Raw genomic sequence first — 13290 nt, forward strand, 5'->3', positions numbered from 1 at the left:
GGTTCAAGAGGTTTCCGTCGTGTTACCTTATGGGCCTGAAGGTCGAATAACGGAATTGAATATATATCTATGTCTGCGCCACACCCTGCCGAAATGACCCCTGAGCCGCTCGCGCGTGCTACCAGCATCAAGGCACTTTTAAGTTTTATTGTGCTTACAGCGGTTCTGTCGCTTGGTGCTTCGTGGCTTGTGATCGATATCGGGCTCAAGCGGCACTATATGGCGCTGCTGATGTGGACACCGGGCATTGCCGCTATTCTCGCGCTCAAGATATCGGGTGTCCCGCTTGCAAGCCTCGGTTGGCGTTGGGGGCCAGCGCGTTACCAGTGGCTCGCCTATATCCTGCCTGCCCTCTACGGCCTTATCGCTTACGGTATCCTGTGGGGTAGCGGTTTGGGCGGTGCGGTTGACCCCAAGTTTATTGAAGAAGCGGGGTATCACCTTGGCCTCGTGGGCTGGGGCGAGACGGCTACGCTGTTGATGGCGATTTTCATTTTTGCAGGCATCGGCATGACATGGCATATGGCCACAGCGCTTGGGGAAGAGATTGGCTGGCGTGGGTTTTTAACTCCGATGTTGATGCGTCACGTGTCGTTTCCGCTTGCCTCTCTGATCACAGGCGCTTTATGGGCGCTCTGGCATCTGCCGATCATCCTCTTCACCAAATATAATGCGGGGCCAAATGATCTTGGCATGCAGATCGCAAACTTCACGCTGATGGCTATCAGCTTGTCGTTTATCATGAGCTACCTGCGCATCAAGTCGGGCAGCCTGTGGACAGCAGCCGTGTTGCATGCGGCCCACAACGTCTTTATACTCAGCCTCTTGCAGCGCATGACCGTGCAGTATGAAGGCACATGGGCCTATGCGGGTGAGTTTGGCCTCATATTGCCGCTTGTAGCCGCAGCCTTTGCGCTCTATTTCTGGCGCAGGGCGCATGTGGAAGGCCTGACCGGCCGCGTGCAGAGCCCGGAGCCTGATGACAAAAGCGCGTAAGGACTTTGTTTCGTGAGTGATAAAACCACCAAACCGGCGGATAAAAACCCTTCTCCTCCGCCCGTGGATAAAACCGACAAGACCCAGCCAAAAGAGATCGGTGGCCGCAAAGGCCCTGAGCCGACCCGTTATGGTGACTGGGAAAAGAACGGCATTATTTCAGATTTTTAGGCTGCCTAACTTTCGCCCTGCATCAGGCTTTTTCAGCCTCACCTGATGCAGCGTCCGCCACGTCTTCGGCCTCGGTATCACCCGCGCTTTCACCCGTGTCGCCGTCAGCGTCCTCGGATTCAGGCTCTTCAGCGGGCGTGTTCGCCGGGCGGTTCATGCCGGCGCGCTCGAGAAGATCACGAAATGCTATCAACTCCGCCTCTGCCTTGCCGCGATCCATGCCCTTGATCAGGCCTTCGGTGAAACCCGGTTGTTTCATATAGATGCGTACCTGATGGTCAGCCCGGTCGCGGCAGTCGCCTGCGGTGAAATAATTATCCGCGAGCAGGTTGAGGATTTTTTTCGCCTTCTCCTGCAGGCTGATATCAAGCCCATGCAGTTTTTTGAGAATTTGCGTGTTGTCCATGATCGCGCGGCAAAAGGCGTCCAGCTTTTCAGCGATCTTGCGGCGGTGCATTTCCGTAAGGTCAGCTTCCATGATGCGCTTTTGCAGGTGCACAAGGTCGTGCATGCGCTGCATCGGTTGTTTGCTATCAAGGCCAACAAAGATGGATTCATACTCAGGCCGGGTTAGCACCGGCAGCATGAAATTTGCCACCATGCGTTTGTTTGAATGCCCGATGGTATATTGCTCCAGATCAAGGAGCGCATTCAGCTGATCGAACGGGTTTTTCATATCGAACAGCATTTCACCAACGGCCTGACTGTTCAGAAGCCGCCCTGCGCGCGAGGCCAAAGCCTCTTCGACGCTCTCGAGCATGCCCACATCATCCTGCAACTCGTCGATCGCTTTTTTGAGCCGGTCGAGGCCCTTGAGCTGTTCCACGAGGCCATCTGGGCAGATCGGCTTGGGCGCCTCAATCTCAAGCTTGAGCCGGTTAAAAAGCGCGCGCGCCACCTGCGGCATCTTGCCGTCAGACAGGAAGCCGTTCAGGCGCAGGATCTCATCTGAAAAACAGGGGGAGTGCTCGTCTTCGCCCATCAGGTTGAGCCGTCCGGCTTGCAGGTGGGCAAGCCATGTCATGAAACGGCCGCGGTCTTCCGGCTCACCAAGCATCTGACCAAGGATATTGGGATGCAGGAACATCTCACCGATCAACTGGTCGAGGATTTCCAGCACCCATACAGGGCGGTTGCCGCTTAGCATCGCAATCGCGCGGCCCACCTTGTCGGTGAGCGTTACGGCGGGGCGTAGATATTCGGTGATGGCGCATGTGAGCAGGAAGCGCTTGTTGGATTTTTCCTTCAGCTGCTCGATCAACGGGTTCAAGCGACCCACCTCAAGCGACGGCACGCTGCCCTTGGTGCTTTTCATGATGTCGACCGAGGTGTCGATCACCTTGGTGATTTTGCGCATGCGCTCTTGGATCGAGCTTTGGTCATTCTCGTATGATACCGCAGTGCGTTGCACCGCGTTCTGAAGCTTGGTGCCAGCGTTATAGAGCTTATAATAATGCTCAAGGCTGTGCAGCAGCTCAGTGGGGGTCATCATCCAGTCGGTCAGGGTGTTGCCTAAAAGCTCCCAGATGGAGCGGCGCCCGTCTGCGCTATACAGGTCGTCAGGGGTCAGGCAAGGCGAGATGGTACCTGTCTGGTCATACTTTGAGGTTTTGCGCATGCCGCCACGGGAATAGATCTCTACGCTGGCAAACTCGTGGCTGACCTTGTCGTAACTTTCCTTGATAACCCGCACACCAGTATAGCGGCGCGAACCCCAGGCCTCTTCCGCTTTGGCAACGGCGGCCTTACGGTCCTGCATCACTTCAAGAATGGTCCAGCGCGTACCGCGCCGCCCTATAATCTCATAGTGAACACTCTGGCCTAACGACACTCAGCTCTCCTTTACCCCTTTGTGTCGCTCCGCATCATATTTTGGCGGAAACAATCAACACACAGGTTTTTCAATATGTCTCATTTTCATAATAATGTGTGAAGGCGGCAAAGATTTTAGTCAATTTTAAATTGTTCCGTCTCGGCATGTGTTCGCTGGATATACTAGACCAGTTTTTGTTCCTTAAGGTACGCCACACATTCCGCGACAGACTGTTCAAGCGGCACGATGCGGTATCCCAGCTCCCGCACTGCCTTGTCGCTCAACGCTTCAACACGCTCAGTGGCGAAATAGGCTTCCTCGGGTGTTACCATCGGGCGCTTGCCTGTAATATTGCCCCAGAAACCAAGGATTTCCGCGAGCAAGGTGAGCATAAACGCGGACGTTGGCGCTTTGGGTTCCGGCAGGCCCAGTTGGCGGGAAGCACAGGCAAGGAAGCCGTGCATGGTCTCATAAGGCCCGCCAAGGATATAATTTTCCCCGCATTTGCCCTTTTCATACGCGGCAACAAGCGCTTCCGCAACAGCGCGGCCATTGGCAAAATTGCCCGCCCCCGGCGGCACACCCGGCAAGCTGCCATCCGCATGGCGGATAATCAGCCGAGCCCAGTTGTGGCTATCGTAACGGCCAATGATATGGGTCGGGTTGACAATCACCGCATCCATGCCGCGCCAGGTGGCTTCCTTGACCTTACGTTCGGCAAATGTTTTGGTGTTCACATAAGAAACCCAGCTGTCCGCGCCAAGTTTCTCGGTCTCTTCTGTCACAGGCTCTTTATGGATGCCGTATATACTGGTGCTGGAAACATGCACAAAGCGTTTTACGCTCTTGTCTGTGGCCAGTTGCAACAGCCCGGCTGTGGCCACCACATTCACCTCGTGCTGGCGGGCGGCTTCCGCTTTCCAGGAACTGGTGTCGGCGGCAATGTGGAAAAGTGCATCCAGCCCCTCCGGTACCTTGGCGGCATAGTCATGCGGGTGGGTCAGGTTTCCGCTGATATAGATAACCCGGTCGCCAAATAATTTTTCGGCTGCCTTTTTGTCGCGCACCAGAATGTGTATGGTCCAACCCTGTTCGGTTAGAACATCGATCAGATGGCGCCCTAAAAAGCCGGTGGCGCCGGTGACAAATGCGGATGGCATTGACGCTTTCCCGATTTTGACCCGTATTTGGCCTAATTTTTTGCCAGATTTTGGCTCAACGCTTGTGTTTCAAGGGAACTGGCGCTAAGTCACTGGCAAAATTAACACATGTCTCGCAAGGAATATGACGTTCATGCAGCTTTTTGGCAATGCGAAGAAACAGATTCTGGTAGCCTTTTTTGCACTCGCTGCCATCACGACAACCGCTGAAGTACAGGCGTCGGGCATGCCCACAGGCATCAGCGACATGCTGAAAACAGCCTCTGTTGCGAACGACAAAGCAACCTTTGACACTCTTCTGACCACAGCGCTCAACACATGGCCTGAAAAACGCATCGAGATTTTGAAGGCTGCACGCGGTATCAGCGAAAGCTGGATGAGCCCGGCTTATATGGAAGAACTGGCAGCTGCCAAAAAAGCAGAAGAAGCCGCAGAGGCAGCGTCCCGCGCCCGTGGCATCATGTATTATCTCGACCCGAAGCTCTGGAAGGGTCAGGCCCAACTTGGTGGCAGCACCAGCACGGGTGACACCGAAGAGCAGGGCATTTCTGCGGCGCTTAGTTTTGAGCGCGCCTTTGGCCCGAAATGGAACCACGCCATCGACCTCAAGTTTGACATGGCCCGTTCCGACGGTTCCACGACACGGCAGAAGTTTGTTGGTCAGTATGAGCTGATGTGGAAACCCTGGACGGATGTATTCCTCCTGAGCTTCTCTGAGTTAGAGCTGGATAAATTCTCAGGTTATGACTACCGGGTGATTGAAAACCTGGCGGTGGGTACCGAGATTTTCCGCACTCCGCGCCAAAACCTGCGGATTGAAGGTGGCCCCGGTATCCGGATCAGTCGCGTGGAGGCAACCGATTTTGCGCCTGCGATGACAGACAAGGAATTCCTCGGTCGTGTATCCAGCACCTATGAGCTGAAGTTGACCGACACCATCGTGTTCAAGGACCGCACCTCGGCAATTTTTGGTACAGATTCAACCACGCTCGAGAACTGGGCCCAGTTCTCAGCCCGTATCAACTCCCATCTTGCGGCACGGCTCTCGTTCGATATCAAATATGATTCCGTTGCCCCTATCGGTACTGCAAAATGGGATACCGCAACGCGCGCGTCGCTTGTATACGACTTCTGATAAAAACTTAGGTTAACTAATCATTAACTATTAAGCCCGTGACCAGCACGTCACGGGCTTTTGTTTTGCCGGTATATGTCAGTATGACAATCTGACACATTGGTGATAGAGTCTAACGGCTTTAGTATCGGCTTAAGATTTTTGCGATATCGTATGGACATTACGCGCAGGTCAGGGTGAAGCAAATGGACGCTAGTACTGAACACCGCCACGGTGATAAACAGGCACTGCTTGCAGCTGTGCCGCTGTTCAAAAACACATCTACAGAGGTTGTGGATGCGTTCTCGCGTGCCAGCGATATCTCTCTGTACCGCAAGGGTGAAGCCCTTTTCCTTCAGGATGACCCGACAGACTGGTTTTATCTTGTCCTCAGTGGCTGGGTGAAGCTTTTCCGTGAAACGTTAGACGGCAACGAAGCCGTGATTGATATGGTCTCCACTGGCCAGTTGGTGGCTGAGACGGCGATTTTCGAGAATAATGAGCACAGCTATAGTGCTGTTGCGATCGAGGATGCCACGGTTTTGCGGCTTCCGGTCTCTGTGCTTCAGGGCGCTATCGAGAAAGATAACCAGCTTGCGCTCGCCATGCTCAGTTCGCTGTCACTGCACCGTAAGCGTCAAACCCGCGAGATTGAGAGCCTGACCCTCCAGAACGCATCTCAGCGTATTGGGTGTTTCCTGCTGCGTCTGTGCCGCAGTGATGATGAAGGGCCGATTGAGTTGCAGCTCCCTTATGACAAGACCCATATCGCGGCGCGGCTTGGCATGAAGTCAGAAACATTTTCCCGTGCGCTCAACAAACTTCGTCAGGAAACCGGCATTACGGTCAAGGGCGCAACCGTGATGATCCCAACCCTTGATGTGATGTCCCGGTTTGCGTGCAGCGCCTGTTCCAATGAGTTTCCGTGCGACGATATGCACTAGGCTTTGGTCTGGCCACCACACTTCAACCATCGCCAGTCGATCAGTGACGGGTCTGAGATATATTTCTCAGGGTTTGCGAGCACGTCATCAATATATTGTTTACTGAGCCGGGTAACAGGAGGTGCCTCACCGTCCTCAGTGGCTCGTTCAATGTGGTGGGCTGAAAGGGTGATCCGGCACCGGGCTTTGGGCTCGTCATCAACAAGCGCCAACTCAACCGATCGGCCTTTAAGCGCTTCGGCTCCCGCCTCCCATAGCCGGTTATAGGGGAAGCGTTTGCTGTTGGCCTTCAGGGCCGCGTTACAGATACGCAGATATTCTTCAAGCTGGGCTTCAAAAGCCGTTTGTTGATCACCGTCTGGCAAGGTTCATCTCCGCCACCATTTGATCGGCAGTTCATCATATTTTTCCGCAGCTGTAGTTGATTTCCGTCAAGTCGCGCTAACGCCAAACCCGCTAAAGTACGCTTACGCACCACCACAAGAAGCGGGAGAAGGCCGTGACATCCATGATCCACAAGGCATTACTTGACCATAACCGGCAGGTGCCTCGGTATACGAGCTACCCGACCGCCCCGCATTTCGGACCTGATGTGATGGCTGATGTCTTCAAAGGTTGGCTCACGGCGTTGCCGGATGACGCGAGCTTGTCACTCTATGTCCATATCCCGTACTGCCGCCAGATATGCTGGTACTGCGGCTGTTTCACCAAAGCGACCCGAAAGTATGCTCCGGTGGAAGGTTTTATCGCGTCCCTTCTGGAGGAGATCAAACTCGCCGGTGGTGAGTTAAGCGGCGGGCAAGTGGTGAAACACATCCATTTTGGGGGCGGCTCGCCCAGCATGCTGAAACCCGATGATTTCTCAACCATCATGAAAGTGATCCGGGAAAGCTACACCGTGCACCCAGATGCGGAGATCGCCATAGAGCTTGACCCGCGCGAGGTAACGGAGGCCAAGGTCTCAGCCTATGCTATTGGCGGCGTGACCCGCGCGAGCCTCGGGGTGCAGGATTTTCATCTTGAGGTGCAGAAGGCCATCGGGCGCAGGCAGCCGTTTCATATGGTGTATGATGCGACGCGCTTCCTGCGCGACTATGGCATCAGTGACATCAATATGGATCTGCTTTACGGCCTGCCGGGCCAAACCCTCCAGATGATCGAGGAGAATGTGGATTTTGCCGTGGCGCTTAATCCGAGTCGGATAGCACTGTTTGGTTACGCCCATGTGCCGTGGATGAAAAAGCATATGCAGCTTATTGATGAAACCGCGCTCCCGGACGGTGCTGAACGGCTCAAACAGTTTGATCACGCATCCGCGCGGCTCGCGAAGCGGGGATATCAGGCCATTGGGCTTGATCATTTTGTCCGTGATACAGACCCAATGGCTGAGGCATTAGCGAGCAAGAACCTTCGGCGCAACTTTCAGGGTTATACGACGGACGCGGGCGATGCGCTCATCGGTTTTGGGCCGTCCGCCATCAGTGCACTGCCGCAAGGCTATGCCCAGAACACGCTGGTGGCAAAAGACTATGCAGAAGCGGTATCGGCAGGGCGGCACGCTGTGGTCAAAGGCAAATGCGTCAGCCGGGACGACAAGCTGCGGCGCGAGGTCATTGAAACCCTGATGTGTTATTTCGAGATTGATCTGGATAGCTTCTGCGAGGCGCATGACCTGCCGGTTGGTTATTTTGATGACGCAATGCCTGAGCTGACATCTCTGGCGTGTGAGGGGCTGATCCGCCTTCTCGGTCGGCGTATCGTGATAGACCAGAACGCGCGGCAGGCGGTGCGCCTGGCCGCTGCCGCATTTGATACCTATCTGCAACCAGCGGCCCATCGTCACGCGCAGGTGGCTTGACCAGCCCTTACTCCATTTGTCAGTTATCTGAAACCAAAAGGCCCGCAGCCATCACGGCTACGGGCCTTCTCCCCCTATGCCTACCCCGGCACCAGCCGGGGCGGGCATCACACTGTTGGTTTTAGAAGCGGTAGCCGAAACCAACGCCCAGCACCCATGGGTCCAGGTCTACATCAGCGGTGACACCGCCGCCGTTGATGGAAACATCGGTGTTGAGCCAGAGCTTTTTGGCATCCACGTTGAAATACCAGTTGTCCTTGATGCGGAAGTCCACACCCGCCTGAAGAGCGACACCAAAACCGTTTTCATAGTCAATGCTTGCCACATCCCCGGGGTCGGCATTGTAGAAGAAGGTATAGTTCACACCGGCGCCCACATAGGGTTTCACACCGCCCTCAGGGTTGAAGTGATACTGCATCAGAAGGGTGGGTGGCAGCACCCATGTGTCACCGAGGCTCAGGTTGCCCAGCGCTGTGCCCTTGGCGGATACATCATGTTTGGTGGTCGCAAGGATCAGCTCTGTCGCCACATTCTTGGACCAGAAGTAGGTGATATCCAGCTCGGGCACGACTGAGGAATTCACCTCGGCCTCACCACCGATGGATACGGTTGAGCTTTCTTGTGGCGCTACGTCAATGAGACGCAGACGAACGAGCCAGGGGCTTTCGCCGTCGGCTGCCATGGCGGGGCCTGCTGCAGCCTGCAGTGCAAGGGCACAGGTGAAGGCTTTTAAAACAGATGAGATACGCATTGGTTTTTCCTCAAAATTTGTTCTGAAACCGGTGTACAGAACGGGTGGGAAAAACGACTTGATAGTTGTCAATTATCCAGTAATTTCAAGGCACTATGTGGCGGAATGTCACACCTTGTCGGTGTTGGATTTGGGGTCTTCCGGGCCATCATCTTCATCGTCAAAAAGGATGCGGTGTGCGGCACCTTCAAGGTCGTCATACTGGTTGTTGCGCATGGTCCATAAAAACCCGGCAAGACCGATTAGACCGAGGGTCAGGGCGATGGGAATGAGATAGAGCAGGATATCCATCAGGGCCGCCCTTTCCCCAGATTGAGCCGGAAGGCATTGAGAATAACGATGAGCGATGAGCCTGACATGGCGGCTGCGGCCACAAGCGGGGTAACAAACCCCATTACCGCCACCGGTATTGCGATCAGGTTATAGAGAACGGCGAGCGCAAAGTTCTGCCGCACCAGCTTGCCTGAGCGCCCAGCGACATCAAGCGCGGCCAATATGGGGCCGAGCCTGTCGCCCTGGAAAACAATATCGGCGGTGTTTTGGGTAATATCCATGGCGCTTGAAGGTGACATGGACACGTGGGCTGAAGCAAGGGCCGGCGCATCGTTCATGCCGTCCCCCACCATCAGAACCTTGGCGCCCGACTGGCTGAGCATCTTGAGATACTCACATTTTTCAAGCGGGCTGGCCTCCGCTTTCAGGGTAGTTATGCCAGCTTTCTCCGCCATATGCGCCGCGACGATCTGGCGATCACCGGACAACAAGCGCACATCAAAGCCTGCACTGCGAAGGGCCGCGACCACGTCCAAAGCATCGTCACGAAGCTGGTCAGAGAAAGTGAACCGCGCGCGTGGGCTCCCGTCAGCGGCAAACCATAGCTCAAGCGATGTATCGTCAACCGGCGCAGACCCGTCGCCACACCAGGCACGGCTGCCAAGCTTGAACACCCACCCCTCGAACTCGGTGAACAGGCCCTTGCCCGGCACTTCCGTGATGCGCAGGTCAAGAAGGTCGCCGTCATAAGCACTAGCCAATGCTTTTGAAAGCGGGTGGCGGCTGTGCACCGCAAGCGATGCCGCGATCCGGAGGTCCGCGCGGCTATAGTCGCCTGGGTTCAATTTGGGTTTGCCGAGTGTCAGCGTGCCGGTTTTGTCAAACACCACCGTGTCGACCTCGGCCAGCTTTTCAAGTGCGTCACCTGACTTGAGCAATATGCCCGTGCGCATCAGCTTACCGCTCGCGAGCACCTGCACCACGGGGACCGCGAGACCAAGCGCACACGGACAGGTGATGATCAGCACTGTCACCGCATGCAGCAGCGACACCTGCCATGGTGCCTGCATGACTAGCCACCACCCGATGAAGGTCAGCGCGCCCATGGCATGAACCACTGGCGTGTATAGCTGCGCGGCTTTATCGGCCAGCCGCACATATCTGGCACCGCCCTGTTCGGCGGTTTCCATCAGCCGCACAATTTCACTGAGCAGGCTTTTGTCTGACGCCTTGGAGACCTGTATCTGCAAGGGGGCGGAAAGATTGAGGGTGCCCGCGAATACCTCACTGCCTTCTTCAATCACTTCAGGCACGGTCTCACCCGTGATGAGGGAGAGGTCAACATCCGAGCGGCCTTTTTGCACCACACCGTCAGCGGGGATGGTCTCACCGGTTGCGACAAGCACGATCATGCCCTGCCGCAGTTCGGTGATTGGCACCTGAGTTGCGCGTCCGTTTTCATACACAACCGCCATGCCAGAGAGTTTTGAGAGCAGGTTTGCGGCACTTTCGCGTGCCTTGCCTTTCGCGCGGGCGTCCAGATACCGGCCAATGAGCAGGAAAAACAGTAACATCACAGCGCTGTCGAAATAGACATGCTGGCCGTGGCGGATGGCTTCAAACACGCTCATGCCGCACGCGAGGATCACCGCGATAGAGATGGGCACATCCATATTGGTATGTCCTTCCCGCAGCACCTTATAGGCTGAGCGGAAGAAAGGGCGCCCGGCATAAAGAACCGTGGGCAACGCAATAAGCGCGGAAAGCCAGTGAAACAGGTCGCGCGTGGCCATGCCCATGGTGTTTGCGTCTGTGGTCCAGAGGCCGACGGAGATCAGCATCATGTTGCCAGCCGCAAAACCAGCGACGGCAATGGCTCTTAGAAGCGCCTTGCTGGCCTCGTCTGCAACTTCACGGCCCCTATCAAGCAGATGTAGCCGGTAGCCAAGTTTGCTGACCTTCTCCGCCAAAGCGTCGCCACGGGTACGATCACCCTGCCAGGTCATGCTCACGCGTTCGGTGCTCATGTTCACCCGTGCGTGGGTTACGTCGGTCTCCGATAACAGCGCGTTTTCAATCAACCGGATGCAGGCGGCGCAGTGGATGCCTTCAACGCCCAGCGTGAGTGTGTAGGTGCCGCCTTCGCTTTCGGTGGCGAGGCGCGAAAAACCCGTGTTCTCCGTCAGCGTGCCTGCGGCGGCATGGGCGGCCTCGCAGCCGGGGCAGCAGAAGTCCTGCCCGGCAGAGGTGTCCGCGCCGCAGTGTTTGCAGCTCAAGGTGCTGTCACTATCAGCCTTTTGTGGGCCTGATAGTCCTTGTCTTGCCAAAGAGCGTATATGCGTGCATCCCACTGGCCGTTGGCGGGGAAGCTTATGGGGGCCTCATAGCGGCCATCAGCTACCTGGCGCAGCTCAAGGGTAAAGTCTGCCGTATCGCCGATCGGACGTCTGATCACAGCCTTCACCGCAGCGTCCTTGAGGGCGGCTCCGTCACTATCTGTCAGCGTGAATATAAGCCTGCCGTCTTCATGGCTGATGCTATGCTGCCAGCCAAGGGCCGCCTGCTTTTCTGCGGCGGCCACAGTTTCATTATAGGCGAGGCCTCTATCATAGGCTTGCTCTGACACAACACCTGTGTGGGTTGAGGTGGCGATATAGACAAAGATACCGTCGAGGATGGCCACCACCACAAAAAAGGCAACGATATACCAGGGAATCAGGCGGTCGCTTTTCCGCATGCCGGTGTCTTGTGCTGTATTGCTCATCACGCTCTCCCTAGGGCCTGCCGCTCATGAAGATACCGTCATACTGTGCCGCTGTTTCACCTTCCACCTCTTCAACGCGCACGATGATTTCGCTGCGAATGGCTGTGGGTTTATCGGCGGTAACAAACACCCGGAAATGACCAACGCTGTCGGCAAAAACCGGCAGGTGGCTGGCTTCCAGATTGCCGGCGCCCTGCACGCGAATGTCTGCGCCCGAAAGCCCGTCAACGGATAGGCTGTATTTTTTGTCCGTATGGGTTTTGTTCAAAATCTTTACGTCATACCCGTTACGGATGCGCCCATCAGACATGGTGACAAAAAGCGGGTTGCGGTCATGCAGCACATGCAGCTCCACCGGGTCGCGGTGGGTCAGGCCATAGAGCATGATGCCGCCTACAAGCGCGAGGATGGCGGTATAATAAACGGTGCGCGCCCTCAGGAGATGCGACCGTTCTTTCACGCCCTCTTCGCGCGCTATTTGGTTGTTGGTGGTGTCATAGCGGATCAGGCCGCGGGGGCGGCCAACCTTGTCCATGATGTCGTCACAAGCATCCACACACAGGCCGCAGGCGATGCATTCCATCTGCAGACCGTCACGGATATCAATGCCCATGGGGCAAACCTGCACGCAGGCTGTGCAGTCCACACAGTCGCCGCGCCCGTCCCAGCTTTCGCCTTTTTTATGTTTGCCGCGTGGTTCGCCGCGTTTCTCATCGTAACCGATGATGAGTGTATCCCGGTCGAACATCGCGCTTTGGAAGCGGGAATAGGGGCACATATACATGCACACCTGCTCGCGCGCGAAACCGGCCATCACATAGGTGGAGAAAGTGAGCGCAATGATCCAGCCACCAACAGACCAAGGCACATCAAAATTGAGAATATGCTCCAGAAGCGTGGGCGCGTCATTAAAATAGAAAACCCAGGCGCCACCGGTCAGTAGCCCGATCACGAGCCACAGGCTGTGGGTCAGCGCCATTTTCCAAAGTTTTTCAAAGCTCCAAGGGGCGTTTGCGAGCCGCATGCGTTTGGCCCTGTCACCCTGCACGATGCGTTCAACCCAGACAAACAGGTCTGTCCACACGGTTTGGGGGCAGGCGTAGCCGCACCATACCCGGCCAAACAGGCTGGTGGCGAAAAAGAGCGCTACAGCCGCCAGGATGAGGATGCCGGTGAGATAATAGACCTCCTGCGGCCATATCTCGATAAAGAAGAAATAAGCGCGCCGCGCAGGCATGTCGATCAGGATAGCCTGATCGGGTGCATGCGGTCCCCTATCCCAGCGCAGGAAAGGCGCGAGATAGTAGATTCCAAGCGTGATGACCATCACCAGCCATTTGATCTTGCGGAACTTGCCCCAAACGCGTTTTGGAAAGATGCGTTCTTTCTTTTCAAAAAGCTGAAGGGGTGGCGCGTTATCGCTCATACCGGTTGCTCCTGGGCGGC

The 13290-nt window shown here is 55.9% G+C and carries 13 protein-coding genes; 5 read left to right on the top strand and 8 right to left on the bottom strand.

Annotation, left to right across the window (positions count from 1 at the left end; translation table 11 throughout):
• Nucleotides 1-69: 69 nt before the first annotated feature.
• Together ACN0XZ_RS04240 and ACN0XZ_RS04245 are read left to right on the top strand one after the other, a co-directional pair.
• Nucleotides 70-996, top strand: a complete 927-nt coding sequence (locus ACN0XZ_RS04240; RefSeq protein WP_417456466.1) for a CPBP family intramembrane glutamic endopeptidase — start codon at nucleotides 70-72, stop codon at nucleotides 994-996.
• A 12-nt stretch (nucleotides 997-1008) separates the two neighbouring features.
• Complete coding sequence (locus tag ACN0XZ_RS04245) at nucleotides 1009-1167, top strand: DUF1674 domain-containing protein (RefSeq protein ID WP_417456467.1); 159 nt, start codon at nucleotides 1009-1011, stop codon at nucleotides 1165-1167.
• Between the two features lie 22 nt (nucleotides 1168-1189).
• Here ACN0XZ_RS04245 and ACN0XZ_RS04250 read toward each other — a convergent pair whose 3' ends face one another.
• Both ACN0XZ_RS04250 and ACN0XZ_RS04255 read right to left on the bottom strand, forming a co-directional pair.
• Complete coding sequence (locus ACN0XZ_RS04250) at nucleotides 1190-2998, bottom strand: hypothetical protein (RefSeq protein WP_417456468.1); 1809 nt, start codon at nucleotides 2996-2998, stop codon at nucleotides 1190-1192.
• A 164-nt stretch (nucleotides 2999-3162) separates the two neighbouring features.
• The gene (locus ACN0XZ_RS04255) at nucleotides 3163-4140 is read right to left on the bottom strand and encodes an NAD-dependent epimerase/dehydratase family protein (protein WP_417456469.1); all 978 of its coding nucleotides are present in this window, start codon (nucleotides 4138-4140) and stop codon (nucleotides 3163-3165) included.
• A 133-nt stretch (nucleotides 4141-4273) separates the two neighbouring features.
• On the opposite strand from ACN0XZ_RS04255, the gene ACN0XZ_RS04260 reads away from it, so the two are divergent.
• Nucleotides 4274-5275 carry a DUF481 domain-containing protein gene (locus ACN0XZ_RS04260; RefSeq protein ID WP_417456470.1) on the top strand — a complete coding sequence of 334 codons (1002 nt, stop codon included), beginning with the start codon at nucleotides 4274-4276 and terminating at the stop codon, nucleotides 5273-5275.
• A 185-nt stretch (nucleotides 5276-5460) separates the two neighbouring features.
• On the top strand, nucleotides 5461-6198 hold the full coding sequence (locus ACN0XZ_RS04265) for a Crp/Fnr family transcriptional regulator (protein WP_417456471.1): 738 nt from the start codon (nucleotides 5461-5463) through the stop codon (nucleotides 6196-6198).
• Here the strand turns inward: ACN0XZ_RS04265 and ACN0XZ_RS04270 are convergent.
• Nucleotides 6195-6563 (bottom strand): hypothetical protein, encoded by a 369-nt coding sequence (locus ACN0XZ_RS04270; protein ID WP_417456472.1) that lies wholly within the window; start codon nucleotides 6561-6563, stop codon nucleotides 6195-6197. The genes ACN0XZ_RS04265 and ACN0XZ_RS04270 overlap by 4 nt on opposite strands.
• A gap of 143 nt (nucleotides 6564-6706) precedes the next feature.
• Between ACN0XZ_RS04270 and hemN the strand changes: the two genes are divergently transcribed.
• Nucleotides 6707-8056, top strand: coding sequence for an oxygen-independent coproporphyrinogen III oxidase (hemN, locus tag ACN0XZ_RS04275; protein ID WP_417456653.1), 1350 nt, complete (start codon nucleotides 6707-6709; stop codon nucleotides 8054-8056).
• A gap of 121 nt (nucleotides 8057-8177) precedes the next feature.
• Here the strand turns inward: hemN and ACN0XZ_RS04280 are convergent, their stop codons facing one another.
• From ACN0XZ_RS04280 to ccoG, 5 genes are all read right to left on the bottom strand, one after another.
• Nucleotides 8178-8807, bottom strand: a complete 630-nt coding sequence (locus ACN0XZ_RS04280) for an OmpW/AlkL family protein (protein WP_417456473.1) — start codon at nucleotides 8805-8807, stop codon at nucleotides 8178-8180.
• A gap of 108 nt (nucleotides 8808-8915) precedes the next feature.
• Nucleotides 8916-9098, bottom strand: coding sequence for a cbb3-type cytochrome oxidase assembly protein CcoS (ccoS, locus tag ACN0XZ_RS04285; protein ID WP_417456474.1), 183 nt, complete (start codon nucleotides 9096-9098; stop codon nucleotides 8916-8918).
• On the bottom strand, nucleotides 9098-11356 hold the full coding sequence (locus tag ACN0XZ_RS04290) for a heavy metal translocating P-type ATPase (protein ID WP_417456475.1): 2259 nt from the start codon (nucleotides 11354-11356) through the stop codon (nucleotides 9098-9100). Before ACN0XZ_RS04290 ends, ccoS begins: the two co-directional genes overlap by 1 nt.
• Nucleotides 11353-11844, bottom strand: a complete 492-nt coding sequence (locus tag ACN0XZ_RS04295; RefSeq protein WP_417456476.1) for a FixH family protein — start codon at nucleotides 11842-11844, stop codon at nucleotides 11353-11355. The genes ACN0XZ_RS04290 and ACN0XZ_RS04295 overlap by 4 nt, the downstream gene beginning before the upstream one ends.
• Before the next feature lie 10 nt (nucleotides 11845-11854).
• Nucleotides 11855-13270: a cytochrome c oxidase accessory protein CcoG gene (ccoG, locus tag ACN0XZ_RS04300; RefSeq protein ID WP_417456477.1), complete on the bottom strand. Its 1416-nt coding sequence runs from the start codon at nucleotides 13268-13270 to the stop codon at nucleotides 11855-11857.
• Nucleotides 13271-13290 lie beyond the last annotated feature (20 nt).

The organism is Kordiimonas sp. (genome assembly GCF_048264555.1).
Taxonomy (GTDB): domain Bacteria; phylum Pseudomonadota; class Alphaproteobacteria; order Sphingomonadales; family Kordiimonadaceae; genus Kordiimonas.

What these genes read in the sequence shown, in the direction of transcription:
- ACN0XZ_RS04260 (WP_417456470.1), top strand. Translation starts at nt 4,274, where the DNA reads ATGCAGCTTTTTGGCAATGCGAAGAAACAGATTCTGGTAGCCTTTTTT.
- ACN0XZ_RS04265 (WP_417456471.1), top strand. Translation starts at nt 5,461, where the DNA reads ATGGACGCTAGTACTGAACACCGCCACGGTGATAAACAGGCACTGCTT.
- hemN (WP_417456653.1), top strand. Translation starts at nt 6,707, where the DNA reads ATGATCCACAAGGCATTACTTGACCATAACCGGCAGGTGCCTCGGTAT.
- ACN0XZ_RS04295 (WP_417456476.1), bottom strand. Translation starts at nt 11,844, where the DNA reads ATGAGCAATACAGCACAAGACACCGGCATGCGGAAAAGCGACCGCCTG.
- ccoS (WP_417456474.1), bottom strand. Translation starts at nt 9,098, where the DNA reads ATGGATATCCTGCTCTATCTCATTCCCATCGCCCTGACCCTCGGTCTA.
- ACN0XZ_RS04255 (WP_417456469.1), bottom strand. Translation starts at nt 4,140, where the DNA reads ATGCCATCCGCATTTGTCACCGGCGCCACCGGCTTTTTAGGGCGCCAT.
- ACN0XZ_RS04280 (WP_417456473.1), bottom strand. Translation starts at nt 8,807, where the DNA reads ATGCGTATCTCATCTGTTTTAAAAGCCTTCACCTGTGCCCTTGCACTG.
- ccoG (WP_417456477.1), bottom strand. Translation starts at nt 13,270, where the DNA reads ATGAGCGATAACGCGCCACCCCTTCAGCTTTTTGAAAAGAAAGAACGC.
- ACN0XZ_RS04240 (WP_417456466.1), top strand. Translation starts at nt 70, where the DNA reads ATGTCTGCGCCACACCCTGCCGAAATGACCCCTGAGCCGCTCGCGCGT.